This window comes from Paracoccus fontiphilus (assembly GCF_017356265.1).
Classification (GTDB): Bacteria; Pseudomonadota; Alphaproteobacteria; order Rhodobacterales; family Rhodobacteraceae; genus Paracoccus; species Paracoccus fontiphilus.
The window spans coordinates 1-24,596 of sequence record NZ_JAFNAW010000054.1; the positions used below are offsets into that span (position 1 = coordinate 1).

Sequence of the window (24,596 nt, forward strand, 5' to 3'; positions counted from 1 at the left end):
ACCCCCCATACCTGCCTCAGCAGAAGGGAAGCACATCATAGGCTAGCTGGGAATCCTGAATCTCGATGCCCGCGACATGCTCTAGACGCCCAGCATCTTGCGGTAAAGATTCTCGATGAACGGATCGGCCTCGACAAAGGGGTCGTGGCCGGGGCCCAGGACGGCGCGGACCTGCACGTCGAAATCGGCATAGTGCTGGGTCAGCGCCCAGATCGAGAAGATCAGGTGATGGGGATCGACGCGCGCCAGGCGGCCCTGGTCCATCCAGCCCCGCAGGATGGCGGCGGCGGTGTCGACGATCTCTCGCAGGCTGCCGCCCAGGATCTCGGTCAGATGCGGGGCGCCTTGCAGGATTTCATAGGCGAACAGCCGGCTTTCGCGGGGAAAGCGGCGCGACATCTCCAGCTTGGCGCGGACATAGCCCATCACCTCGGCCAGCGGGTCGCCTGCCGGATCGATGCGGATCATCGGTGCCAGCCACATGTCCAGAAGCGTGGTCAGCAGCGTCTTGTGGATGTCGTCCTTGGAGGCGAAGTAGTAAAGCACGTTCGGCTTGGACAGGCCCGCAGCCTCGGCGATCTGGTCCACGGTCGCGCCGCGGAAGCCGTTGACCGAAAAGGCGGTCAGCGCCCCTTCCAGGATCAGGTCGCGGTTCTTCTGCTGGATGCGGGTGCGGGGTGGTTCCATCTGATCTGCCATTCCGGCCTTGCCTTTCCCGATGGTGCATTTTTGGGCAGCAGGCATCGAGGCACCTTTCGGAACGCTTGACTGAACCCGGCCCCGTGCTAGCGTGATCCTGACCATTTGGTCAACAAAGGAAGGGGCTTGGGGATTGCACCGACGCCCCGGCCCGATCCAGCCGACCCTGCGCCAGAACGGGGCGGCCAGACAGGAAGGACGACAAATGACCGATGCCAGCGGGCCGGTTCCGGCTGCCAACATGACGGTTGACGGCGAAAGGCTGTGGGACAGCCTGATGCAGATGGCCAGAATAGGCCCCGGCGTGGCGGGCGGCAACAACCGCCAGACCCTGACCGACGCCGATGCCGAGGGCCGCGCCCTGTTCCGCCGCTGGTGCGAGGACGCGGGGATGACCATGGCCTTGGACCGGATGGGCAGCATGTTCATGCGCCACGAGGGGGCCGAGCCGGATCTGGACCCGGTCTATATCGGCAGCCACCTGGACACGCAGCCGACGGGCGGCAAGTTCGACGGTGTTCTGGGCGTGCTGTCGGGGCTGGAGGTGATCCGGTCCATCCGCGACATGGGGATTGTCACGCGCCGTCCCATCGTGTTGGCGAACTGGACGAACGAGGAAGGCACGCGCTTTGCGCCCGCCATGCTGGCATCCGGCGTCTTCGCGGGTGTGCTGACCGAGGATTACGCCAACAGCCGCACGGACGCCGAGGGCAAGCGCTTCGGCGACGAACTGGACCGCATCGGCTGGCGCGGAGAGGAGACGCCGGGCGCCCGCAAGATCCACGCGATGTTCGAATACCATATCGAGCAGGGCCCGATCCTTGAGGCCGAGGGCAAGCAGATCGGCGTGGTGACCCACGGCCAGGGGTTGTGGTGGCTGCAAGTCACGCTGACCGGGAAAGAGGCGCATACCGGATCGACGCCCATGCCTATGCGCGTGAACGCGGGCTTGGGCATGGCGCGCATCATCGAGGCCGTGCATCGCATCGCCCTGGATCATCAGCCCGACGCCGTGGGTGCCGTGGGGCAGGCCAATGTCTGGCCGAACAGCCGCAACGTGATTCCCGGCCGGGCGGTCTTCACCGTCGATTTCCGGTCGCCGGACCTTGCCAAGCTGAATGCCATGCGCGCCCGCCTGGAAGACGAGGCGCCCACCATCGCCGCCGACCTGGGCCTGGGGATCGAGATCGAGCCGGTCGGCCATTTCGCTCCGGTGGCCTTCGATCCCGGCCTGGTGGGCAAGGTCCGGGATGCGGCGGAGCGGCTGGGCTACAGCCACAGGGACATCGTCTCGGGGGCGGGGCATGACGCATGCTGGATCAACAGGGTGGCGCCGACGGTGATGATCATGTGCCCCTGCGTCGGCGGGCTGTCCCACAACGAGGCCGAGGAGATCAGCCCGGAATGGGCGAAGGCGGGGGCGGACGTGTTGCTGCACGCGGTGCTGGATGCGGCCGAGATTGTCCGCTGACGCGGACGAAGGCCGGGGGCTTCGCGCCCCCGGACCCCCGCGGGATATTTGAACCAAGATGAAAGGCACGGGGATGAGCACGGTTATTCGAGGCGGAACGGTCGTCACCGCAGACCTCTCCTACAAGGCCGACGTTCTGATCGAGGACGGGCGCATCGCGGCCATCGGGCAGGGGCTGACCGGCGACACGGTTCTGGATGCGTCGGGCTGCCTTGTCATGCCAGGAGGCATCGACCCGCACACGCATCTGGAGATGCCCTTCATGGGCACCTATTCGGCGGATGACTTTGACAGCGGCACCCGCGCGGCGCTGGCGGGCGGCACGACCATGGTGGTGGACTTCGCCCTGCCCTCGCCCGGGCAGGGGCTGCTGGACGCGTTGCGGATGTGGGACAACAAGTCCGGCCGGGCGCATTGCGACTACAGCTTCCACATGGCCGTGACCTGGTGGGGCGAGCAGGTGTTCGACGAGATGCAGGCGATCGTGGATCGCGGCATCACCTCGTTCAAGCACTTCATGGCCTACAAGGGCGCGCTGATGGTGAACGACGACGAGTTGTTCAGCAGCTTCCGCCGGGTGGGCGACCTGGGCGGCGTGGCCCTGGTTCATGCCGAGAACGGCGACGTGGTGGCGGAGTTGTCCGCCCGCCTTTTGGCCGAGGGCAACACCGGACCCGAGGCGCACGCCTATTCCCGTCCCTCGCAGGTCGAGGGCGAGGCCACCAACCGCGCCATCATGGTGGCCGACATGGCGGGCGTGCCGCTGTATGTCGTGCATGTGTCCTGCGAGGACAGCCATGAGGCGATCCGCCGCGCCCGCGCTCAGGGCAAGCGGGTCTGGGGAGAGCCGCTGATCCAGCACCTTACGCTGGACGAGAGCGAGTATTTCAACGCCGACTGGGATCACGCGGCGCGCCGCGTCATGTCGCCGCCGTTCCGTAACAAGTTGCACCAGGACAGCCTGTGGGCGGGGCTGCAATCGGGATCGCTGTCGGTGGTGGCGACGGATCATTGCGCCTTCACCACGGCGCAGAAGCGGACCGGCATGGGCGACTTCACCAAGATCCCCAACGGCACCGGCGGGCTGGAGGACCGGATGCCGATGCTGTGGACGCATGGCGTGGCGACCGGACGCCTGACGCCGAACGAGTTCGTGGCCGTCACCTCGACCAACATCGCCAAGATCCTGGGGATGTATCCCAGGAAGGGCGCGGTGCTGGTGGGGTCGGATGCCGACCTGGTGGTCTGGGACCCCGAGGCGGAAAAGGTGATCAGCGCAGGCAGCCAGCAATCGGCCATCGACTACAACGTGTTCGAGGGGCAGCGGGTAAAGGGCCTGCCGCGCTATGTCCTGACGCGCGGGCATGTGGCGGTGAACGACGGCATGCTGGACAGCCGCGAGGGCCATGGCGAGTTCGTCGCCCGCGAACCGCGCGGCACCGTTAACCGGGCGCTGTCGGCCTGGAAGGAGTTGATCGCGCCGAGGCCGGTGGAGCGGTCGGGAATTCCGGCAAGCGGGGTTTGATGGGCTGGGTATCGCTCAAGCAGCGCGACAAAATTGTAAAGGATGTGGGCTTGCTCATCTTAAGATTCGCAAAGCTGGAATTTGAGATAGATGAACTCCTATGCCTAGCACAAGCTCGCTTTCCAGATATCTCACAGGCCTACAAACGCTACCCAGTGCAATGGAATGATAAGATATCTGCAGTTCAGTGGATTGAAGATAAGATCTCTCAAGCCCATACAGACAGAATAGCGGTTAACGAATTATTAGAGGTTAAAGATGTTCGGGATCGGATTGTGCATGGAAAAGTTATTCAACCGCGCTCCACCGACGATGAATACTCCTTCTTAATTATCAAACTTTCTATGCCTGCAAGAGATGGGACGGGTCAGCGACTGATTAGGAGCCAAGGCGATAGAGTCAGAGACAGAGATTTAGAACACGCCCAATATTATCTACTATCGTCACTAAAGAGTATTGAAACAACCACTATGAAAACCTTCTTTTCAGGATCTGGGTGGCTTGGCTACATACCTGATAACTCCCAGGACCAATTTGGTCTCCTCATGGAGGACGACTAAATTGCAAGTAGCGCGACGCAGCGAGACTGCAATTGCTGCTAAATCCATCTCCCTTACCTTCCCCACCGCCGACGGTCCCGTCCATGCGCTCAAGGACATCAGCCTCGCCATCAACCGGGGCGATTTCGTCAGCTTCATCGGGCCCTCGGGCTGCGGCAAGACCACCTTCCTGCGCACCATTGCCGCGCTGGAAACCCCCACGGGCGGGACGCTGTCCGTCAACGGCATGACTCCCGACGCGGCGCGCAAGGCGCGGGCCTATGGCTATGTCTTCCAGGCGCCGGGGCTTTATCCCTGGCGGACGATTGCCGGGAACATCAGCCTGCCACTGGAGATCATGGGCTTTTCCCGCAGCGACCGGGCGCAGCGGATCGCGCGCGTTCTGGATCTGGTGGATCTGACCGGGTTCGGCGGCAAGTATCCTTGGCAGCTTTCGGGGGGGATGCAGCAGCGCGCCAGCATCGCCCGCGCCCTGGCCTTCGATGCCGATATCCTGCTGATGGACGAACCATTTGGCGCACTTGATGAAATCGTGCGCGACCGGCTCAATGAGGCGCTTCTGGACCTGTGGAAGAAGACCGGCAAGACCATTGGCTTCGTCACGCACTCCATCCCCGAGGCGGTGTATCTGTCTACGAAGATCGTCGTCATGTCGCCGCGTCCGGGGCGGATCACGCGGGTGATCGACAGCCCCCTGCCGCGCGAGCGCCCGCTGGAGATCCGCGACACGCCCGAGTTTATCGCCCTGGCCCAGCAGGTCCGTGAAGGGCTGCGCGAAGGGCACAGCTATGACTGACGCGGCGGCAGGTGGTGGGGTGAACCCCACCCTACGGGGCGTCCTGCCGATCCTGACAGTGCTGCTGGCGATCGTCGTGATCTGGTATGGGGCAGCGGTCTGGATGAACGCGCCCTGGGTCCGCGACCAGGCGGCGCGGGCCGAAACCTTGCTGACCACCGGCGACCTGATCCGCCAGACGCTGACGCTGGAACGCCCCGTCCTGCCCGCCCCGCATCAGGTGGCGGCGGGGTTGTGGGAGGGGATCGCGGGCCAGAAGATCACCTCGAAGCGCAGCCTGGTCTGGCATGGCTGGGTCACGCTGTCGGCGACCCTGGCGGGCTTTGCCATCGGAACCGTGGCAGGGATCCTTCTGGCCGTGGGGATCGTCCACAACCGCGCCATGGACCAGTCGGTGATGCCTTGGGCGGTAGCCAGCCAGACAGTGCCGATCCTGGCCATCGCGCCCATGGTGATCGTGGTCTTTGCCAGCGCAGGCATCACCAGCCTGCTGCCCAAGGCGATCATCGCGGCCTGGCTGTCCTTCTTTCCGGTGCTGGTCGGCATGGTGAAGGGGCTGCGCACCCCCGATGCAATGCAACTGGACCTGATGCACAGTTGGAACGCCTCGCGCGCCCAGCAGTTCTGGCGGTTGCGGCTGCCAAGCTCACTGCCCTACCTGTTCGCCAGCCTCAAGGTCGCCATCGCCGCCGCCCTTGTCGGCACCATCGTGGGCGAGCTTCCGGCCGGCGCCACGGCGGGGCTTGGGGCGCGGCTGCTGTCGGGCAGCTATTACGGGCAGACGGTGCAGATCTGGTCGGCCCTGTTCGCCGCCGCCATCCTCGCTGCCGTGCTGGTGATGCTGATCGGCGCGCTGGAACGGATGACCCTGCGCCGCATGGGGCTGGCCCGATGAGCGCCCTTCCCATCATCGCCGTCTGGCTGGGGGCCTTGGCGCTGAACACCTGGCTGGCCCGCTTCGACACCCGCGCGACCCGCTTGGCGGTGGCGCTGATCTTTGGCGCCACGATCCTGATCCTGTGGGAACTGGCGGTGCGGCTTTATGCCATACCTGCGGTGATCCTGCCCGCCCCCAGCCAGATCGGCGCAAGCGTTGCGGCAAACACCGCGATCCTGTGGACCGACTTCGTGCAGACGATCCTCAAGGGCGCGCTGACCGGCTGGCTGATCGGCGCGGCTGCCGCCATCGCCACGGCCATCGCCATCGACCGCAGTCCCTTCCTGCAACGGGGCCTGCTGCCCATCGGCAACTTCGTCGCCGCCCTGCCGATCGTCGGCATCGCGCCGATCCTGGTGATGTGGTTCGGCTTCGACTGGCAGTCCAAGGCCGCCGTGGTCGTGGTCATGGTGTTCTTTCCGATCCTGGTGAACATGGTCGCGGGGCTTGCGGCGACCGATCCCATGCAGCGCGACCTGATGGCGACCTGGGCCGCGCCCTACGGCGCAAGCCTGTGGAAGCTGCGCCTGCCCGCCGCCATGCCGTTCCTGTTCAACGGGCTGAAGATCACCACCACGCTGGCCCTGATCGGCGCCATCGTGGCCGAGTTCTTCGGCAGCCCGACCAAGGGCATGGGCTTCCGGATCTCGACCGCCGTGGGGCGGCTGGACCTGCCGCTGGTCTGGGCGGAAATCCTTGTGGCGGCAATCGCGGGATCGCTGTTCTATGGCATCGTGGCGCTGATCGAGAAGAAGGTGACGTTCTGGCACCCGTCGCAGCGCCGTCAACGGGGCTAGGCCCCAACACAGGAGAGGGAATGATGAAGACTCTGATGCTGGCTACCGCCGTCGCCCTGGCCGCGGGCTCCGCCGGCGCGCAGGAACTGACCCTGCAACTGAAATGGGTGACGCAGGCGCAGTTCGCGGGCTACTACGTCGCCAAGGACAAGGGCTTCTACGAGGAAGAAGGGCTCGATGTCACCATCCTGCCCGGCGGCCCCGACATCGCGCCCACGCAGGTGCTGGCGGGCGGCGGCGCCGACGTGATCGTCGAATGGATGCCCGCCGCCCTGGCCGCGCGCGAAAAGGGCCTGCCGCTGGTCAACATCGCACAGCCCTTCAAGTCGTCCGGAATGATGCTGACCTGCCTCAAGGAAAGCGGAATCGCCGACCCCAAGACGGACTTCAAGGGCAAGACCCTGGGCGTCTGGTTTTCGGGCAACGAATATCCGTTCCTGTCCTGGATGAGCCAGCTTGGCCTGTCCACCGAAGGCGGCCCGGACGGCGTGACCGTCCTGAAGCAGGGCTTCAACGTCGATCCCCTTCTGCAGAAGCAGGCGGCCTGCATCAGCACCATGACCTACAACGAATACGGGCAGGTCCTGGACGCCGGCATCGCCCCCGAGGATCTGGTGACCTTCAAATACGAGGACCAGGGCGTCGCCACCTTGGAGGACGGGCTTTACGTCCTGGAAAGCACGCTGGAGGACAAGGCCAAGGTCACGGACCTGGTCCGCTTCGTGCGCGCCAGCATGAAGGGCTGGAAATACGCCGAGGAAAACCCCGAGGAAGCCGCCCAGATCGTCTTGGACAATGACGAGACCGGCGCCCAGACCCTGGACCACCAGGTCCGCATGGTCACCGAGATCGGCAAGCTGACCGCCGGCAGCAACGGCGTCCTCGACGAGGCCGACTATCAGCGCACCGTGGATACGCTGATGGCGGGGGGGTCCGATCCCGTCATCTCGAAGGCACCCGAGGGCGCCTTCACCCATGTCATCACCGACCGGGCCTTCGACTGACCTTCTTCGTTGTCCCAATACCCTCGGGGGGTCTGGGGGGCTGACAGCCCCCCATCTTCCGGGGCCTCTTGCAACGGCAAGAAGCGCGCGGCATAGCACCGGCCATGAGCCCGCCGCCTTCCAGACACAGCTTCACCGACGACGCCCAGGGGATCGCCTTCGGCAGCTTCATGGCCGCGGTCAGCGTCGTCCTGCTGACGCATCTGGGCTTCGTCACGGGGCAGACGGCGGGGCTGGCGATCCTGATCAGCTACGGTACCGGCTGGCCCTTCGGGCCGCTGTTCTTCGTCGTCAATCTGCCCTTCTACTGGCTGGGCTGGAAACGCTTCGGCCCCACCTTCGTCGCGAAAAGCTTTCTGGCGGTCGCGATCCTGTCGTCCCTGACGCTGGTTCTGCCCGACTACCTGCATTTCGGCGACACGCATCCCGCCGTGGGCGCCGTTCTGGTCGGCTGCCTGACCGGGGCGGGCATGATCGCGCTGTTCCGCCACGGATCGTCGCTGGGGGGCATCGGGATCGTCGGGCTGTACATCCAGGACGCGACGGGCTTCCGCGCGGGCTGGGTGCAACTGATCTTCGACGCCATGCTGTTCGCGGTGGCCTTGACCCTGCGCGATCCCGTGACCGTGGGGTGGAGCTTTCTGGGCGCCCTTGTCCTGAACCTGACCATCGCGGTGAACCACCGCAAGGATCGCTACATCGCCTGAGCGGCGGGGCGGCTGTCCGCCCCAGCCCTTGTGGCCTTACCGCGCCGTTTCGCGGACCACCTCGCCCTGCCGGTCCAGTTCCAGCGTCACGGCCTCGCCCTGCGGATTGGTGGCCTCCAGCATCAGGCGCGGGCCTTCCGTGCGCAAAAAGCCGAAGTCCTTGTAGCCCGCCTGCGTCAGCTTCTGGTTGACCGCCACGCTGTCGAAATCGGCGGGGAGCGGTGCGGGACCGCGCGGGCCGTCCCCCTTCGGACCGTCCCCCCTCACACCGTCGCCCATCGGACGCTCGCCCCGGGACCCGTGGTCGCCCGGTCCGTGGTTCCCGCGACCGGCACCGCGCGGCTCGTGCCCGCCACGCCCCCGGTCGCCGCGCGGCCCGTCGCCGTTATCGTCGCGCCCGAAGCGCACCACACGGCCGTCCCGGTCGAAATCGGCCCGCATGTCGTTGCCGTCGGCGTCCTCTCCCCTGACGGTGACATGGCCCTGACGGGTGCCGATCTCGTCGATGCGGCCGAACTGGGCCATCACATCGTTGTCGCAGACGGATCGCGGCAGCAGGGTGTCGGCCAACTCGGCCGGGATCGCGGCGTCATCCATCTCGATGCCGGCCAAGGCGTTCTGGCGATCGAACCTGACCTCTATCTCCTGCCCCTGGGCCTGGCGCCCGCCGATCTCCAGATGTTCGGGCCGTTGCCCGATCTCGGTAAAGGCGGTGAACAGGGTCATGGCCTGATGGGCCCTCACCTCGGCCGGGATCATGGCATCGACCAGCGACTGCGGCAGCACGCCGTCATCGGCCTCGACCGAGACCAGCGTGCCGTCGCGGTCGATCCTGGCCTCGATCTCGACGCCGTCCGCCGTGCGGCCCTCCACCTCGCGCATGCCGTCGCGCTTGGTGTCCAGTTCCAGGTTGGTCAGGTTCAACTGCGCCAAGGGTGCGGGCAGGTCGGCCCCGGCGGGCGCTGTCTGCGCCACGGCTGCGGTTCCAAGCCCGGCGATCAGCGCCAGCACCCCGGCCGAGGTCGAAATTCTGCGAATGGACATTGTCGTCTTCCTTTCCGGTTTCGGGACGGCAGCCCGCCCCTGACGAATCGCTTCTAGCGGTTCTTCACCGAATGAATCGCCAATGGCCCGTTTGGTTTCCATTTCGGTCGGGCGCGCTATGCTGCGCCCATGGTTCCGATCCGCGCCCTTGCCCTGTCCCTGCTGGCCTGCGCCCCCGTGCTGGCACAGGATGCCGTGCCACGGGCCGCCATCGAACAGTTCCAGCCCCTGCCCTTTCATGAAATCGCCGCCGCCGTGTCCGACCGCTATGACGGCCGGATGCTGGCCGCCGACACCCGCCCGCCCCTGCCCGCCGAACGCGACCTTGGCGCGGAGCTGGTGTATCAGTTCCGGCTGCTGACCCCGCAACGCAACCTGCTGGACATCCGCATCGACGCGCGGACCGGACGCTTCCTGTCGGTCGCGGGCCGGGGGCAGCTTGCGGCCCGCAAGCCCGTGGAATGAAGGAAACCCATGCGCGCCCTGATCGTCGAGGATGATCCTGTCCTGTCCCGGCAGCTTGCCGCCGCCCTGGCGGATGCAGGCTTTGTGTCCGACTGCGCGGCGGACGGCGCGCAAGGCGAATACCTGGGCGCGACCGAGGCCTATGATGTCGCGATCCTGGACCTGGGCCTGCCCGGCATGCCCGGGATCGAGGTTCTGACCCGCTGGCGCGACGCGGGGCTGACGATGCCGGTCCTGATCCTGACCGCCCGCGGCGACTGGACCGACAAGGTGGCCGGTTTCCGCGCCGGGGCCGACGATTACGCCGTCAAGCCGTTCCGCCTGGACGAGGTCGTCCTGCGCTGCCAGACCCTGATCCGCCGCGCGGCGGGCCATGCGCGCCCGGTCATCCGCGCGGGCGTCCTGACGCTCGACAGCCAGCTTGGCGTGATCACCCGCGACGGTGTGGCGCTGAAGCTGACGGCCTTCGAGCAGCGCATCCTGGCCTACCTGATCCACCACCAGAACCGCATCGTCAGCCGCACGGAACTGTCGGACCACCTGTACGACGCCGATGCCGACCGCGACTTCAAGTCCATCGAGGTCGTGATCGGCCGCCTTCGCCGCAAGGTGGGCGACGGTGTGATCGAGACCCGCCGGGGCGAGGGTTACCTGCTGCGGGCGCCTGCATGATCCGGTCCATCCGGGGACGGCTGCTGCTGCTGGCCGCCGTCTGGCTGGGCGCGGCGCTGCTGGCGGCATTCCTGTTCATCTCGGCCTTGCTGGAGGATTTCGTCACCGACCGCTTCGACGCCGAGGCGGGCGCCTTCGCCGACGCCCTGATCGCCTCGGTCGAGGTGGGCGAGGATGGCCGGATCGAACTGGACGATCCCCCCGCCGATCCCCGTTTCGGCCTGCCCCTGACCGGCTGGTACTGGCAGGTCGCGGCGGACGGGGCGGTCATCGCGCGCTCCGGATCGCTGCTGGACGGTCGGCTGCAAGGCCCCGCCGGGGATTTCGCGGGCGGCGCGGGGCTGGGGGCGGACAACGCCCCCCTGCGCGTCCTGCGGCGGCAGGCAAGCCTGCCCGACAGCGATGCGCAGATCGCCGTCACGGTGACCGTCCCGCGCCAGCAGATCGACAACAGCCTGCGACAGATCCGCCGCCCGCTGGCCGTCGCCCTGGCCGTGCTGGGCATCGTTACCGCCCTTGCCAGCCTGGTGCAGGTCACCGCCGGGCTGCACAGCCTGGATCAGGTGCGCCGCGACTTGGGCCGGGTGCGGTCCGGCGACAAGGACCGTCTGTCGCTGCCCCCTGTCAGCGAACTGCAGCCCTTGGTGGCCGAGATCAACGCCGCCCTGGACGGCAATGCAGGCCTGCTTGCCCGGTCCCGCCAGCATCTTGGCAACCTGGCCCATTCGCTCAAGACGCCGCTGGCGGCCTTGGCGAACGAACTGCCGCCGGACCATGACGGGCAGGCGCTGATCACCCGCATGGACCGCCTGATCGGCTGGCACCTGCGCCGCGCCCGGTCCGCCGGGCCGGGCGCCTTGGGCCAGCGCACGCCGGTGCGGCCCGTCATCGACGACATCCTGATGGTCCTGCGATGGCCGATGCAGGACAAGGGCATGGCGGCCCGCATCGACTGCCCCGTCCCCGCCGCCTTCGCGGGCGAGCGCCAGGATCTGGAGGAGATGATCGGCAACCTGTGCGACAACGCGGTCAAGTGGGGCCGCACGCGGCTGGCGATCACCGTGCGGCAGACGGACCACCTGCGCATCTGCATCGAGGATGACGGCCCCGGCATGGCCCAGACGGATGCCCCCGTCGCGCTGATCCGGGGTGGGCGCGTGGACGAACATGGCGCCTCGGGGTCAGGCCTGGGGCTGGCGATCGTCGCCGATCTGGCCGCGCTGCATGGGGGCAACCTGCGGCTGGAACGGGCGGAACTTGGCGGGCTTGCGGCGATTCTGGACCTGCCTGCCTGAATCGGCCGCAAAACCGCATCGGCGAAGTTTTACCATTTGATAAAAAATCGACCCTGTGCCAGCCTGATTCTTGCCAACAGGTGAGCCAGGAGACGCAAATGTCCCAAGCGAGATTGGCGCCGGGCGTTGTCCCCGGTCGCCTTACCCCCCATGAACTGGCGGCGAACTTCGTCGATGTCGCGCCGCCCATGGACGACCACGAGGCCCGCGTGGCCGCAGACCGCTGCTATTTCTGCCACGACGCGCCCTGCGTCACGGCTTGTCCCACCAGCATCGACATCCCGCTGTTCATCCGCCAGATCGCGACGGGCACGCCGGACGCGGCGGCCATGACGATCTTTCACGCCAACATCTTCGGCGGCATGTGTGCCCGCGTCTGCCCGACCGAGACCCTGTGCGAAGGCGCCTGCGTCCGCACCGAGGCCGAGGGTGACCCGGTCGAGATCGGCGCCCTGCAACGGTATGCCACCGACGGGATGATCGCCGGGGGCAGCCATCCCTTCCGCCGCGCCGAACCCACCGGCAGGCGCGTCGCCGTTGTCGGCGCGGGACCGGCGGGCCTTGCCTGCGCGCACCGTCTGGCCGCCAAGGGCCACGATGTCACGATCTTCGAGGCCAAGCCCAAGCCCGGCGGGCTGAACGAATACGGCATCGCCAGCTACAAGGCCGTGGACGGCTTCGCCCAGGCCGAGGTGGACTGGCTTCTGGGCATCGGCGGCATCACCCTGCGCCATGACCAGCGGCTTGGCCGCGACATCACGTTGGAATCGCTGCGCGCCGAATACGACGCGGTGTTCCTGGGAATGGGCCTGGGCGGCGTCAACGCCCTGCGGGCCGAGGGCGAGGAACGGCGCAACGTCCTGGACGCGGTCAGCTTCATCCGCGAATTGCGGCAGGCCAGCGACCTGACGGCCCTGCCGGTGGGCCGCGACGTGGTGGTCATCGGCGGCGGCATGACGGCGGTGGATGCCGCCGTGCAGGCCCGGCTGCTGGGTGCGGAAAACGTCACCATCGTCTATCGCCGCGACCGGTCGCAGATGGGCGCCAGCCGCCACGAACAGGACCACGCCACCGGCAGCGGCGTCCGCATCATCTGCAACGCGGCGCCCGTGAAGGTCCACGGCAACGGCTCGGTCGTCGAGGTCGAGTTCGCCTATACAGCCGTCGATCCCGACGGCGGGCTGCACCTGACGGACGACCGCTTCCGCCTGAAGGCCGACCAGGTCTTCCGCGCCATCGGGCAAAGGCTGGACGGCGTGCCCGAAACGCTTGCCCTGAACGGCGGCAAGATCGGCATCGCCGGACCCGGCCGCACCAGCATCCCCGGCGTCTGGGCGGGCGGCGACTGCGCGGCGGGCGGCGACGACCTGACCGTCACCGCCGTGGCCGAGGGCCGCGACGCCGCCGAAGACATCGACGCCCATCTGACCGGCCGTCCGGTCGAGATCCCCGGCTGAGGAGCATCATCATGGCCGACCTGCGCAGCGACTTCATCGGGATCAAGTCCCCCAACCCGTTCTGGCTGGCCTCCGCCCCGCCGACGGACAAGGAATACAACGTCCGCCGCGCCTTCCAGGCCGGTTGGGGCGGCGTCGTCTGGAAGACCCTCGGGTCCGAAGGCCCCCCGGTCGTCAACGTGAACGGCCCGCGCTATGGCGTGATCCACGGCCCCGACCGCCGCGTCCTGGGCATCAACAACATCGAACTGATCACCGACCGCCCGCTGGAGGTGAACCTGCGCGAGATCAAGTCGGTCAAGCGCGACTATCCCGACCGCGCCTTGGTCATCAGCCTCATGGTTCCCTGCGACGAGGAAAGCTGGCGCGACATCCTGGCGCGGATCGAGGATACCGGCGCCGACGGGGTGGAACTGAACTTCGGCTGTCCCCACGGCATGTCCGAACGCGGCATGGGCAGCGCCGTTGGCCAAGTGCCGGAATACATCGAGATGGTGACGCGCTGGGTCAAGCAGTACAGCCGAATGCCCTGCATCGTGAAGCTGACCCCCAACATCACCGATGTCCGCAAGCCCGCCGAGGCCGCCATGCGCGGCGGCGCCGATGCCGTCAGCCTGATCAACACGATCAACTCCATCACCAGCGTCGACCTGGACTTGTTCGCGCCGGAACCCACCATCGACGGCAAGGGCGCGCATGGCGGTTACTGCGGCCCGGCCGTCAAGCCCATCGCCCTGAACATGGTGGCCGAGATCGCGCGCAACCCCGCCACCTACGGGTTGCCGATCAGCGGCATCGGCGGTGTGACGACATGGCGCGACGCGGCCGAGTTCATGGCCCTTGGCGCGGGCACGGTGCAGGTCTGCACGGCGGCGATGACATACGGCTTCAAGGTCGTGCAGGAGATGATCTCGGGCCTGCGCGATTACCTCGACAGCCACGACATGGCGATGTCTGACCTGATCGGGCGGGCGGTGCCGAACGTCACCGACTGGAACCAGTTGAACCTCAACTACGTCACCAAGGCGCGGATCGACCAGGACCTGTGCATCAAGTGCGGCCGCTGCTATGCCGCCTGCGAGGATACGTCCCACCAGGCCATCGCCATGAAGCCCGGCCGCGTCTTCGAGGTGATCGAGGAGGAGTGCGTCGCCTGCAACCTGTGCCTGGACGTCTGCCCGGTGGAAAACTGCATCGACATGCGGGAACTCGCGGTGGGAGAGATGGACCTGCGCACCGGCATCCGCCGCGGTCCCTATGCCAACTGGACGACGCACCCGAACAACCCAATGGCGGTCAGGGCGGCTGAATGAAATCGGTCGACCGGGACAGTGGTCGGGGCGAGAAGATTCGAACTTCCGGCCTACGGTACCCAAAACCGTCGCGCTACCAGGCTGCGCTACGCCCCGACGCCACCCGTTTAGCGGATCGCGTCGGCGGGGGAAAGCCCTAGCCGCAAGGCAGGGCGGCCAAATCCTGTCCCAGCCGGGGATGGGCCATCGGCTGCCCGACGGCCAGGCCGAGGCGGTCGGCCTCTCCTCCGCCGATCTCGAGAATCATCCGGCGCTGGGGCTGCGGGTCGCCCGCCGCCGCACCGGGGATGGGCGTTTCGTCCAGGGGCACGGCGTTGCGATGGATGTGGCGGATGACACCCGCCTGGTCCAGGAAGATCAGGTCCAGCGGGATATAGGTGTTGCGCATCCAGAAGCTGACGGCGCGCGGGCTGTCGTAGATGAACAGCATCCCGGTGTTCGGGGCCAGCTCGCGGCGGAACATCAGGCCTTGTGCGCGTTCGGCCTCGTCATCGGCGACCTCGACGGCGACGGTCACGCGATCATCGCCGGCCTGGAAGATCACCGTGCCCGGCGTGCAGGAAACCTTGTCGGCATGGGCAGCCGTGCACAGGAACAGGAACGCGCCTGCCAGTGCGGCCTTATTCGGCCACATGCGTCAGGAAGTCCTTCACGTCCTGCGCCTGATCGCCAAGGCCGCAGGGCCGCAGCGACGGCGCACCCTGCTCGGTCCCGCGATCCCAGCTTGTGACCTGGGCCGCCATCAGGCCGCGCGGGCCTTCGACAACGCGGACCCCGATCGCCTCGCCGATAATCAGGTCGGCAAAGCCCGAATGACGCAGCACCTCGACATGCAGGAAAACATCGTCGGGATAGCCGAAGATGTTGGCAAAGCCGAAGCCCTTGGCCTTGTCGAACCACTTGACGCGCGCGGGACGCAGCGGCAGCGTTTCAAGCTGCTCGATCACGCCGTTGTCCAGGTCGGCGATCGGCGCGCCTTCCGACAAGGGCGGCTCGATCGACACCACCTCGGTCGCCTGGAGGCCGCGCTGCGTTGGCTGCATCCAGACGGTCACGCGCGACTGGTCGGCAACCGAACTGCGCCCGAAATTGCGGAGAACATTGGCGTGCAGCAGGATATCCGCGCCGCCCTCCTCATTCAGGATGAAGCCATAGCCCTTGGCCGGGTCAAACCACTTGACCAGCCCCGATACCAGCTTCGATCCCTTCTCTTCCGTCATCTTCCCACCACATGCGCAGAGCGCGTCTTAATTCATCCCCGGGATCAACCAATATTACCGTTCAATTCTGCCTGCGCCGCAGCGGTCAATCATGTAAGGCAAGGCCTGCAAATAACCTGGCACTCACCTCTTATGGTCAGCCACTGCATCCTATCCGTCAAGCCCTAGGGTGACAGCCGCTCGACAAACCATGTACTCGGCGCTTCTTTGCTCCACCGGAACCGATCATGCAACCGGAAAGCGCCATCTGCCCAGAACTCGATCTGTGTCGGGTTCACCCTGAACCCTCCCCAAAACGCTGGCCTGGGAGGGCGGGTTCCGTAACGTAAACCCAGTCTGGCGACCTCGGCCACCAATTCTGCACGGTTTTTCAGCGGTTGCGACTGCTTGGATGCCCAGGCGCCAAGCCTGCTTTGCAGGGCCCGGCTGTTGTAATAGGCGTCGGCCTGCGCGCCCTCGACGCGGGTCACGTGGCCGCGCACGCGGATCTGCCGGCGCAGCGATTTCCAGTGCATCACGAAGGCGGCCTTGCCGGTTGCCGCGATCTGGCGGCCCTTGGCGCTGTCGTAGTTCGTGTAGAACACGAAGCCGCCGTCGGTCCCCTGGCCTTCGATCTCTTTCAGCAGGACCATGCGGGTGTCGGGCATTCCGTCGGCATCCACGGTCGCCAGGGCGATGGCGTTGGGATCGTTCGGCTCGGTCGCCTCGGCCTCGGCCAGCCAGCGCCGGGCGATGTCGAAAGGGTCGTCGCCCGCGAACAGTCCGTCTCGATCAGCCATCTTGCTTTCCTTGCGCTTGATGCTTGCAAACCTTTGGCCTAAGCACCTTTCACAAAGGGTTGAAAGCGCGAGAGGCAGCACATGTCAAGCGAGCAGAAGCAGGGCCTGATGGCCGGAAAACGCGGCCTCGTCATGGGATTGGCAAATGACAAGTCGATTGCCTGGGGAATTGCGCGCGCCGTCGCGGCCGAAGGGGCAGAGCTTGCCTTTTCCTACCAGGGCGAGGCGCTGAAGAAACGCGTCGATCCGCTGGCCCGGCAGCTTGGCTCATCGCTGGTGCTGCCCTGCGACGTCAGCGACGAGACGTCCATCGACGCGCTGTTCCAGACCCTTCAGGGCGAATGGGGTTCGCTGGACTTCGTGGTTCACGCCATCGGCTTTTCCGACAAGGATCAGCTTCGCGGCCGCTATGCCGACACGACCCGCGACAACTTCCTGATGACGATGGACATCTCGGTCTATTCCTTCACCGCCGTGGCGCGGCACGCGTCCGCGATGATGCCCGATGGCGGCAGCCTGCTGACCCTGACCTACTACGGGGCCGAACGCGTCATGCCCCATTACAACGTCATGGGCGTGGCCAAGGCGGCGCTGGAAGCGTCGGTCCGCTATCTGGCCGAGGATCTTGGCAAGGACAACATCCGCGTCAACGCGATCAGCGCCGGGCCGATCAAGACGCTGGCCGCCAGCGGCATCGGCGATTTCCGCTACATCATGAAGTGGAACGAGCTGAACTCGCCCTTGCGTCGAAATGTCACGCAGGAGGATGTCGGGAACTCGGCCCTGTACCTGCTGTCGCGGCTTGGCGCCGGCGTGACGGGCGAGACGCACCATGTCGACGCTGGCTATCACGTCGTGGGGATGAAGGCGGTCGACGCGCCCGACATCGCCACGGTCAAGAAGGACTGAGCGCCTCGGCCCCGGCATGACCATCACCGCCGACCAGCTTGCGCTGTTCGTGGGCACGCTGGCCGTGGCGATCTTGTCGCCCGGTCCCGGCGTGATCGCGGTCAGCCAGGCAGCCTTCGCCCTTGGGCGAAGGCGCGCGCTGCCCTATGCGCTGGGGCTGGCGCTTGGCGCGTCTCTGTGGTGCCTGCTGGCGCTGCTGGGGCTGACGGTGGTCTTCCGCGCGCTTCCCTGGACCTATGTCGCGTTGAAGGTTCTTGGCGGCGCCTATCTGGTCTGGATTGCCTGGAAGACGTGGCGCCATGCGCCCGATCCCCTGCCCGACCCGGCCGAGGGCAGCCGCGGCATGAGCTTTGCGGGCGGCATGATGCTGAACCTGTCGAACCCCAAGCCCGCGCTGTTCTATTCGGCGGTCCTGCTGTCGATCTTTCCCGTGGCGCTGACGGCGGGCGACAAGGTGGCGATTTACGCAACGGCAGCAGGCGTCGAACTGGCGTTTTATGGCGCACTGGCCTCTCTCATGGCTTTGCCTTGGCTGCGGCGTCGCTATTATGCCGCGAAATTCTGGATCGACCGGGGGGCGGGGCTGGCCATTGGCCTGCTGGGCCTGTCGCTGATCCTTCGCCATTGAAAGGACTTGCCATGATCGACCGCCTGCCGCACGAAAAGGGTTTCCACGTCAGCTGGGACCAGTTGCATCGCGACGCCCGCGCGCTTGCCTGGCGCCTGGACGGGACGGACTGGCGCGCGGTGGTGGCCGTGACCCGGGGCGGGCTGGTGCCCGCGATGATCGTCGCGCGCGAACTGGACATCCGGGTGATCGATTCGATCTCGATCCGGTCCTACAAGGGCGTCGGGACCGAGGCGGGCCAGGGCCAGTTCGAGGTGCTGAACAAGCCCGATCCCGCGCTGATGGGGGACGGCGACGGCATCCTGGTCATCGACGATCTGGTCGATTCCGGCCGCACGCTGGAACTGATCCGCGAGATGTATCCCAAGGCCCATTTCGGCACCGTCTATGCCAAGCCCAAGGGCAAGCCGATGGTCCAGACCTATGTCACCGAGGTCAGCCAGGATACCTGGATCTTCTTCCCCTGGGACATGGCCCTGCAATACGTCCAGCCGTATCGCGGCGAGGACTGAGGACAGGGCCGCCGCCAGATTTCCGAGGCGGAAGGCGGAACCGGCGGCACGGTCAGGCATTGTCCCCTCAATCGCGCATTGAACGTAATGCGCGGCAATTTCAGGAGGAATGACATGCGCAAGCTGATGTTGAGCACCGCCGTAATCCTGCCGCTGATCGCGGCGCCGGTCGTCGCACAGGATACCGCGACGCCCGCCCCCGCAGAACCCGCCACCAGCACCACGACGGCGCCGATGGGCGCCGACGCCACCCCGGCGGCCGACGCCGAGATGGACGCCGAAGCAGCCGCCGACGATGCCGAAGAGGCAGCAGCCGAGGCTGAAGTCGCCGCCAGCGGCATGGTCGAGCAGCAGCAGGCCGAGAATGAACTGCGCATCGACTGGATCACCGACGCGACCGTCAATGCGCCGGACGGCACCGCCATCGGCGACATCAATGACGTGATCGTGGACGCCGAGGCCGGCACCATGAAGGCTGCCGTGATCGGCGTGGGTGGTTTCCTTGGCATCGGGGAAAAGCAGATCGCCGTGCCGTGGGACCAGCTGCAGATCAACTATGACGCGCAGGAAATCACCAGCGAACTGACCAAGGAGCAGGCCGAGGCCGCGCCCGAATACGTCTTCCGCGACCAGGAGGAAGCCCCGGCCGAGGCGGGCGAGGCCGGCAGCGCCTCGATGACCACCACGTCCGATTCGATGGGCACGACCGCGACCGACCCGGCCGCCGCGCCGATGACGACGCCCGATTCGGCGGCCTCGACCACCACGGCCCCTGCGGCCGCCACCGAGCAGGCCGAAGGCGGCGCGCCGGCACCGGCCGACACCGCCGAGACGCCCGCGACCGAACCCGCGGAGTCCGAGATGACCACCCCCGCCGAAGGCGGCACCACCACCGCCCCGGCGAACTGATCCGGTCAGGATCGCAGAAACGGCCCCGTGCAGGGGCCGTTTTTCATTGCCCGCGTGCCGCGTCGGGCTGCCGCGCTCAGTTGCCGCGCACGAAGCGCGCCGCGCCTTCGGCAGCCCGTTGCAGGGCACGGCTCTTGTTCACGGTTTCGATGAACTCGGCCTCGGGGTCGCTGTCGTAGACGACACCGCCGCCCGCCTGGATGTAAAGCGCGCCATCCTTCAGCACGCCCGTGCGCAGCGCGATGCACATGTCCATCTCGCCATTGGCGGCGAAGTAGCCGACGGCACCGCCATAGACGCCGCGCTTTTCCGGCTCCAGCTCGTCGATGATCTCCATCGCGCGGACCTTGGGCGCGCCGGACACGGTGCCTGCCGGCAGGCCCGCCAGCAGTGCGGACAGCGCGTCCTCGCCCTCGCGCAGTTCGCCCACGACGTTGCTGACGATGTGCATGACGTGGCTATAGCGTTCGATCACGAACTGCTCGGTCGGGTGGACGGTGCCGGGTTTCGCCACCCGGCCCACGTCGTTGCGCCCGAGATCCAGCAGCATCAGGTGTTCGGCCAGTTCCTTACGGTCGGCCAGCAGGTCCGCCTCCAGCGCGCGGTCCTGCGCCTCGTCCGCGCCGCGCGGGCGGGTCCCGGCGATGGGGCGGATCGTCACCTCTCCGTCGCGCAGGCGCACGAGGATCTCGGGCGAGGCGCCGACGATCTGGAAGCCGTCCAGGTTCAGGAAGAACATGAAGGGCGACGGGTTGGTGCGGCGCAGGCTGCGATACAGCGCGAAGGGCGGCAGCGGGAAATCCATCCGCCAGCGCTGGCTGGGCACGACCTGGAAGATGTCGCCTGCGCGGATGTAATCCTTGGCCTTCTCGACCGCCGCCAGATAGTCAGGCTTGCTGAAGTTCGACACCGGCTCGCCGATGCGGGCGTCATGGCCCAAGGCGCGGGGTTCCGAGGGCTGGCGGTCCAGCGATCGCAGCGCGTCCATCACCCGCTCGGCGGCCTGGGCATAGGCGGCGCGCGCGTTGTCGGAACCGTCGTGCCAGGCCGGGGCGCACAGCGTCACCTCGCCCTTCACGCCATCCAGCACGGCCACGACCGACGGCCGCATCAGCATGGCGTCGGGCAGGTCCAGCGGGTCGGGATTGACATGGGGCAGGCGTTCCACCAGCCGGATCATGTCGTACCCCAGATAGCCGAACAGCCCCGCCGCGACGGGCGGCACCCCGTCCGGCATCGTCTCGATCCGGCTTTCCGCGATCAGCGCGCGCAGGCTGTCCAGCGCGGGGCGGTCATCCGGCTGGAAGTCGTCGGAAAAGCGCGCCTGACGGTTGATCCGCGCCCGACCGTCGCGGCAATCCCAGATCAGGTCGGGCTTCATGCCGACGATGGAATAGCGGCCGCGAACCTCTCCGCCGGTCACGGATTCCAGCATGAAGGACATGGGCGCGGCATCCGTCAGCTTCAGCATCAGGCTGACGGGCGTGTCCAGGTCGGCGGCCAGGCGGATGGTGACAAGCTGGTTCTGGCCGGCATTCCACGCCGCCTCGAAGGTCGCGAAATCGGACGTCAATTCCATCACTGGACCTGCGCGTTGATGGCGTTGATGGCCTGCTGATCCAGCGTTATCCCGGCATCGCGCTGCACGGCACGGGCGTAATAGTCGAAGATGTCGGACTGCAGCGACTGGCCCAGGCGGTCCTGGACCGCGCCGCTGATCCGCAGCGCGTCCTCGCCGGTCAGCTCGGCCTCGTGGATCGCATCAAGGCGCAGCAGGACCACACGGTTCTCGGCATCGAGGATCTCGACCTCGCCCGGCTCGGCCATGGCAAAGGCGCGGCTGACGGCCTCCGCCGGGGCGCCCTCGATCCAGCCGTCGCGGGTGATGTCCGTCGCGGCGGTCCATTGCGGGGCGGGCTGGCCCTCGGCCGGGGCGGGCGACAGGCGCTGCTCCTCGGCCAGGGCCAGAAGCTGGCGATGGGCCTCGGCCCGGCGCCAGTCGGCCTCGACCTCGTCGCGGACCTCCTCGAAGGGGCGCAGGGTCGGCGGCACGATCTGGTCCAGCCGCAGTGCGAAGACGCCGCCGTCATCCAGGTTCGCGAGTTCCGGGAAGTCGGCCTCGGTCGCCTGGGCCGCACGGTCGCGGAACGCCTGATAGCCCGCGATGCTGCCCTCGGCGGGCGCGGCGTCGGCGGACCAGTCGATGGTGCCAAGCTCAAGCTCGGTTTCCTCGGCCACCTGCTCCAGCGAGGCGCCGCCGGCCAGCAGGTCCTCGTATTCGGCGGATCGCTCCTCGATGGTGCGGGCGGCGCGGTCCACGGCGGCCTCGGCGCGCAGATCCTGCCGGGCCTGCTCGAAGGGGACGTTCACCGGCTCCAGGATGGCATGGACGGCGAACAGCGCGGGGCCCAGATCCGTCTGGACCGGACCGACGACGCCGGTTTCGGGCGACGCGAAGACCGCCTCGCCTGCGGCGCCCAGGTCGGCCTGCGAGACCTCGCCCAGTTCGGCATCCTCGGGCTGCAGGCCGCGCTGCAGCACGAAGGATTCGAAGGGCGCCGTGCCCGCGTCGATCTGCGCCTTCGCGGCTTCGGCTTCCTCGGCGGACGGGAAGACGAGGCGGCTGACCATGCGGTGCTCGGGGCGCTGGTATTCGGCGATGTTGGCGTCATAGGCGGCGCGCAGCGCGGCCTCGTCCAGTTGCACGGTCGGGGCCAGCATCTCTGGCGTCAGCCAGGCATAGGTGATCTTGCGCAACTCGGGCGCGGTGAAGCGGTCGGCGTTGGCGCTGTGCCAGGCCTTCAGCGTCTCCTCGTCCGGGTCGGCGATGGGGGCGGGCAGCATGTCGGCGGTCAGTTCGCGCCAGGCGACATCGCGGCGTTCGAGGATCCACTTGGCCGTCGTCTCGACCACAGGCATGGGCGCGGCCACGCCACCGGCCACGGCGCGCTGGATCAGCAGGCGGGCCTCGTCGGTGCGGACCTCGCGCTCGAACTCGGCCTCGGACAGGTTCTCGCGGCGCAGCACGTCGGCATAGGCGGCGCGGTCGAAGCTGCCGGTCGGACCCTGGAAGGCAGGCGCTTCCGCGATGGTCCGGCGCACCTTCTCGTCGCCCACGGACACGCCGATGCGCCGGGCCTGTTCCTCCAGCGCGGCAGAGGTGATCAGTTGCGATTGCACCGCATGCGGCAGGCCGATGGCCTGGGCCTGCGCCATGGACAGGGCCTGCCCGGTCTGCTGCTGATAGGCGTTCATCTGGTTGCGCAGCGCGCGGGCGTAATCCTCGGCGGTGATGGTGGTGTCGCCGACCGACCCGATCGAGGTCGATCCGCCCGAGAAACTGGTGACGCCGAAGCCGCCAAGGCCCAGCACCATCAGGCCCATCAGCACCCAGACGATGGTGGATTTCCCGTGTGTCCGCAGGTTCTTCATGGCCCGGCCTTCCCTCGTGGTCGTGTCGCGTTTCTTTAGGACGCGCGCGGCCCCGCCACAAGCCTGTCAGCCCGCCAGCCCGCGCAGCCTCTCGGCCAGTTGAGCGATGCGGGGACCGTCGATATTGGCGAAGGCGATGCGCAGGTGGCGCGGGCCGGTCGGGTCTTCCGGGGGCACGAACATGGTGCCGGGCAGCGCCAGAACCGCAATCTCGGCCACCATGCGGCGGGCCAGGTCGGCCGACGAGGCGGCAAGGGGATGTTCGACCCAGGCGAAATAGGCGCCCGCGCTTTTCACCCGCCAGCCCGGCAGCGCCGACAGCGCCGCAACGGTCGCATCGCGCCGCCCCAGGATTTCGGCCCGTTCGCCCTCCAACCAGTCGCGCAGGTTGCGCATCCCCCACAAGGCCCCGATCTGCCCCAGTTGGGATGTCGAGATCGCCACCGTGTCCAGGACCTTCTCGACCTGCCTCATCCGGTCCTCTGACGTGACAAGGGCGCCGACGCGGTGGCCGGTCAGCCGATAGGCCTTGGAAAAGCTGTAAAGCTGGATGACCGTGCGGTCCCAGCCCGGCCGCGCCAGCAGGTCATGGGGCGGCCCGCTGCGGCTGTCGAAGTCGCGATAGGTTTCGTCCAGGATCAGCGCCAACCCCCGGCTTTGCGCCAGATCGAAGAACCGCCCGACCAGTTCGGCCGGGTATTCCGCGCCCGAGGGGTTGTTCGGCGTCACCAGCACGATGGCCCGGCAGCGCGGCCCGATCAGGGCGGCGGCCCGGTCGGGATCGGGCAGAAGGTCGTCGCCGCAGGCCAGGGGCACCGCGCGGATGGCCTGCATGTCCAGCCACATCTTGTGGTTGAAGTACCAGGGCGTCGGCAGGATCACCTCGTCCCCGGCCTGCGCCAGCGTCGTGACGGCCGCGCAGAAGGCCTGGTTGCAGCCCTGCGTGATCGTCACCTGCGCCGGGCTGACGGCGCCGCCATAGCTGGCCCCGAACTCCTCGGCCACGGCGGCGCGCAGGTCGGGGTTGCCCAGCACGGGACCGTAAAGATGCGCCTCGGGCCGGTGCAGCGCGGCATCGGCCATTGCCGCGCGCAGCGCCTGCGGCGGCGGATCGACAGGGGCGGCCTGGCTGACGTTGATCAGCGGCAGGCCGGGCGGCAGCGGCAGTTCCGCCAGCCAGCGCCGCGCCTCCATCACGGGGGGCGCGAAGGTGGCGGCAAGGGCCGGGTTCAGCGGCGCCGGATCAGTCACGGGCCAAGCCCTGCAGGTCGGAGAGGTCGGGGGGCAGCGACAGATCCAGCGCGGGCGCGGGAAGGCCGGGCGTCGCCGGAGCCCGCGCTGCCGGCTGGTCCGACGGAACGGATGGCGCCGCGTCGGGCGTGTCGGCGACGGTCCTGCCCGGCGCGACAAGGGCCGCGGGCTGCGGCAGGGCGGCAGGCCGGTCCAGTTGCGGCGCATCCTCGCC

At 67.4% G+C, this 24,596-nt stretch carries 26 protein-coding genes and 1 tRNA gene; 17 read left to right on the forward strand and 10 right to left on the reverse strand.

Features of this window, described 5'->3' with window-relative positions:
* Nucleotides 1-81: 81 nt before the first annotated feature.
* Nucleotides 82-687 (reverse strand): TetR family transcriptional regulator C-terminal domain-containing protein, encoded by a 606-nt coding sequence (locus J0F76_RS15610; RefSeq protein WP_207470852.1) that lies wholly within the window; start codon nt 685-687, stop codon nt 82-84.
* Between the two features lie 217 nt (nt 688-904).
* On the opposite strand from J0F76_RS15610, the gene J0F76_RS15615 reads away from it, so the two are divergent.
* The 8 genes from J0F76_RS15615 to J0F76_RS15650 all read left to right on the forward strand — a co-directional run bounded on the left by J0F76_RS15615 (nt 905) and on the right by J0F76_RS15650 (nt 8,496).
* The gene (locus J0F76_RS15615) at nt 905-2,170 is read left to right on the forward strand and encodes a Zn-dependent hydrolase (protein WP_207470853.1); all 1,266 of its coding nucleotides are present in this window, start codon (nt 905-907) and stop codon (nt 2,168-2,170) included.
* Nucleotides 2,171-2,243: 73 nt separating this feature from the next.
* Nucleotides 2,244-3,695, forward strand: a complete 1,452-nt coding sequence (gene hydA / locus J0F76_RS15620) for a dihydropyrimidinase (RefSeq protein WP_207470856.1) — start codon at nt 2,244-2,246, stop codon at nt 3,693-3,695.
* Nucleotides 3,695-4,255 (forward strand): hypothetical protein, encoded by a 561-nt coding sequence (locus tag J0F76_RS15625; protein ID WP_207470857.1) that lies wholly within the window; start codon nt 3,695-3,697, stop codon nt 4,253-4,255. Before hydA ends, J0F76_RS15625 begins: the two co-directional genes overlap by 1 nt.
* Nucleotide 4,256: 1 nt before the next feature.
* Complete coding sequence (locus J0F76_RS15630) at nt 4,257-5,051, forward strand: ABC transporter ATP-binding protein (protein WP_207470858.1); 795 nt, start codon at nt 4,257-4,259, stop codon at nt 5,049-5,051.
* Nucleotides 5,044-5,946 (forward strand): ABC transporter permease, encoded by a 903-nt coding sequence (locus J0F76_RS15635; protein WP_207470859.1) that lies wholly within the window; start codon nt 5,044-5,046, stop codon nt 5,944-5,946. The genes J0F76_RS15630 and J0F76_RS15635 overlap by 8 nt, the downstream gene beginning before the upstream one ends.
* Nucleotides 5,943-6,785, forward strand: coding sequence for an ABC transporter permease (locus tag J0F76_RS15640; RefSeq protein WP_207470860.1), 843 nt, complete (start codon nt 5,943-5,945; stop codon nt 6,783-6,785). The genes J0F76_RS15635 and J0F76_RS15640 overlap by 4 nt, the downstream gene beginning before the upstream one ends.
* 23 nt (nt 6,786-6,808) lie before the next feature.
* A complete protein-coding gene (locus J0F76_RS15645; RefSeq protein ID WP_207470885.1) occupies nt 6,809-7,789 on the forward strand; it encodes an ABC transporter substrate-binding protein in 981 nt (326 codons plus the stop codon).
* Between the two features lie 104 nt (nt 7,790-7,893).
* A complete protein-coding gene (locus J0F76_RS15650; RefSeq protein WP_207470862.1) occupies nt 7,894-8,496 on the forward strand; it encodes a YitT family protein in 603 nt (200 codons plus the stop codon).
* 36 nt (nt 8,497-8,532) lie between these two features.
* Here the strand turns inward: J0F76_RS15650 and J0F76_RS15655 are convergent, their stop codons facing one another.
* Nucleotides 8,533-9,540 (reverse strand): hypothetical protein, encoded by a 1,008-nt coding sequence (locus J0F76_RS15655; protein ID WP_207470863.1) that lies wholly within the window; start codon nt 9,538-9,540, stop codon nt 8,533-8,535.
* A 129-nt stretch (nt 9,541-9,669) separates the two neighbouring features.
* Here J0F76_RS15655 and J0F76_RS15660 point away from each other — a divergent pair, with 129 nt between their 5' ends.
* The 5 genes from J0F76_RS15660 (at nt 9,670) to preA (ending at nt 14,742) form a co-directional block, all read left to right on the forward strand.
* A complete protein-coding gene (locus tag J0F76_RS15660; RefSeq protein ID WP_207470864.1) occupies nt 9,670-10,005 on the forward strand; it encodes a PepSY domain-containing protein in 336 nt (111 codons plus the stop codon).
* Nucleotides 10,006-10,014: 9 nt separating this feature from the next.
* A complete protein-coding gene (locus J0F76_RS15665; RefSeq protein WP_207470865.1) occupies nt 10,015-10,677 on the forward strand; it encodes a response regulator transcription factor in 663 nt (220 codons plus the stop codon).
* Nucleotides 10,674-11,972 carry an ATP-binding protein gene (locus J0F76_RS15670; protein WP_207470866.1) on the forward strand — a complete coding sequence of 433 codons (1,299 nt, stop codon included), beginning with the start codon at nt 10,674-10,676 and terminating at the stop codon, nt 11,970-11,972. Before J0F76_RS15665 ends, J0F76_RS15670 begins: the two co-directional genes overlap by 4 nt.
* 98 nt (nt 11,973-12,070) lie before the next feature.
* Complete coding sequence (locus tag J0F76_RS15675; protein ID WP_207470867.1) at nt 12,071-13,429, forward strand: NAD(P)-dependent oxidoreductase; 1,359 nt, start codon at nt 12,071-12,073, stop codon at nt 13,427-13,429.
* A gap of 11 nt (nt 13,430-13,440) precedes the next feature.
* A complete protein-coding gene (preA, locus tag J0F76_RS15680; protein ID WP_207470869.1) occupies nt 13,441-14,742 on the forward strand; it encodes an NAD-dependent dihydropyrimidine dehydrogenase subunit PreA in 1,302 nt (433 codons plus the stop codon).
* Nucleotides 14,743-14,761: 19 nt separating this feature from the next.
* Here preA and J0F76_RS15685 read toward each other — a convergent pair.
* From J0F76_RS15685 to pdxH, 4 genes are all read right to left on the reverse strand, one after another.
* Nucleotides 14,762-14,838 (reverse strand) — tRNA-Pro (locus J0F76_RS15685).
* A gap of 40 nt (nt 14,839-14,878) precedes the next feature.
* Entirely contained in the window at nt 14,879-15,376 is a 498-nt protein-coding gene (locus J0F76_RS15690; protein ID WP_207470871.1) for a DUF192 domain-containing protein, read from the reverse strand.
* Nucleotides 15,363-15,962, reverse strand: a complete 600-nt coding sequence (locus tag J0F76_RS15695; protein ID WP_207470873.1) for a cold-shock protein — start codon at nt 15,960-15,962, stop codon at nt 15,363-15,365. Before J0F76_RS15695 ends, J0F76_RS15690 begins: the two co-directional genes overlap by 14 nt.
* Before the next feature lie 164 nt (nt 15,963-16,126).
* Entirely contained in the window at nt 16,127-16,741 is a 615-nt protein-coding gene (pdxH, locus tag J0F76_RS15700) for a pyridoxamine 5'-phosphate oxidase (protein WP_207470875.1), read from the reverse strand.
* An 81-nt stretch (nt 16,742-16,822) separates the two neighbouring features.
* Between pdxH and fabI the strand changes: the two genes are divergently transcribed.
* The 4 genes from fabI to J0F76_RS15720 all read left to right on the forward strand — a co-directional run bounded on the left by fabI (nt 16,823) and on the right by J0F76_RS15720 (nt 19,699).
* Nucleotides 16,823-17,650, forward strand: coding sequence for an enoyl-ACP reductase FabI (gene fabI / locus J0F76_RS15705; protein ID WP_207470877.1), 828 nt, complete (start codon nt 16,823-16,825; stop codon nt 17,648-17,650).
* 16 nt (nt 17,651-17,666) lie between these two features.
* On the forward strand, nt 17,667-18,278 hold the full coding sequence (locus J0F76_RS15710; RefSeq protein WP_242690251.1) for a LysE family translocator: 612 nt from the start codon (nt 17,667-17,669) through the stop codon (nt 18,276-18,278).
* Nucleotides 18,279-18,289: 11 nt separating this feature from the next.
* Nucleotides 18,290-18,790: a xanthine phosphoribosyltransferase gene (gpt, locus tag J0F76_RS15715; RefSeq protein WP_207470879.1), complete on the forward strand. Its 501-nt coding sequence runs from the start codon at nt 18,290-18,292 to the stop codon at nt 18,788-18,790.
* Between the two features lie 114 nt (nt 18,791-18,904).
* Nucleotides 18,905-19,699: a PRC-barrel domain-containing protein gene (locus tag J0F76_RS15720; protein ID WP_207470881.1), complete on the forward strand. Its 795-nt coding sequence runs from the start codon at nt 18,905-18,907 to the stop codon at nt 19,697-19,699.
* Nucleotides 19,700-19,775: 76 nt separating this feature from the next.
* Here J0F76_RS15720 and trpE read toward each other — a convergent pair whose 3' ends face one another.
* The 4 genes from trpE to J0F76_RS20995 all read right to left on the reverse strand — a co-directional run.
* A complete protein-coding gene (gene trpE / locus J0F76_RS15725; protein ID WP_207470883.1) occupies nt 19,776-21,278 on the reverse strand; it encodes an anthranilate synthase component I in 1,503 nt (500 codons plus the stop codon).
* Complete coding sequence (locus J0F76_RS15730) at nt 21,278-23,131, reverse strand: peptidylprolyl isomerase (RefSeq protein WP_242690253.1); 1,854 nt, start codon at nt 23,129-23,131, stop codon at nt 21,278-21,280. The genes trpE and J0F76_RS15730 overlap by 1 nt, the downstream gene beginning before the upstream one ends.
* 66 nt (nt 23,132-23,197) lie before the next feature.
* Nucleotides 23,198-24,382, reverse strand: coding sequence for an aminotransferase (locus tag J0F76_RS15735; RefSeq protein ID WP_341351604.1), 1,185 nt, complete (start codon nt 24,380-24,382; stop codon nt 23,198-23,200).
* Nucleotides 24,375-24,596 (reverse strand): hypothetical protein (locus J0F76_RS20995; protein WP_423227377.1); only part of this gene is annotated, 222 nt, incomplete at its 5' end. The genes J0F76_RS15735 and J0F76_RS20995, both read right to left, overlap by 8 nt.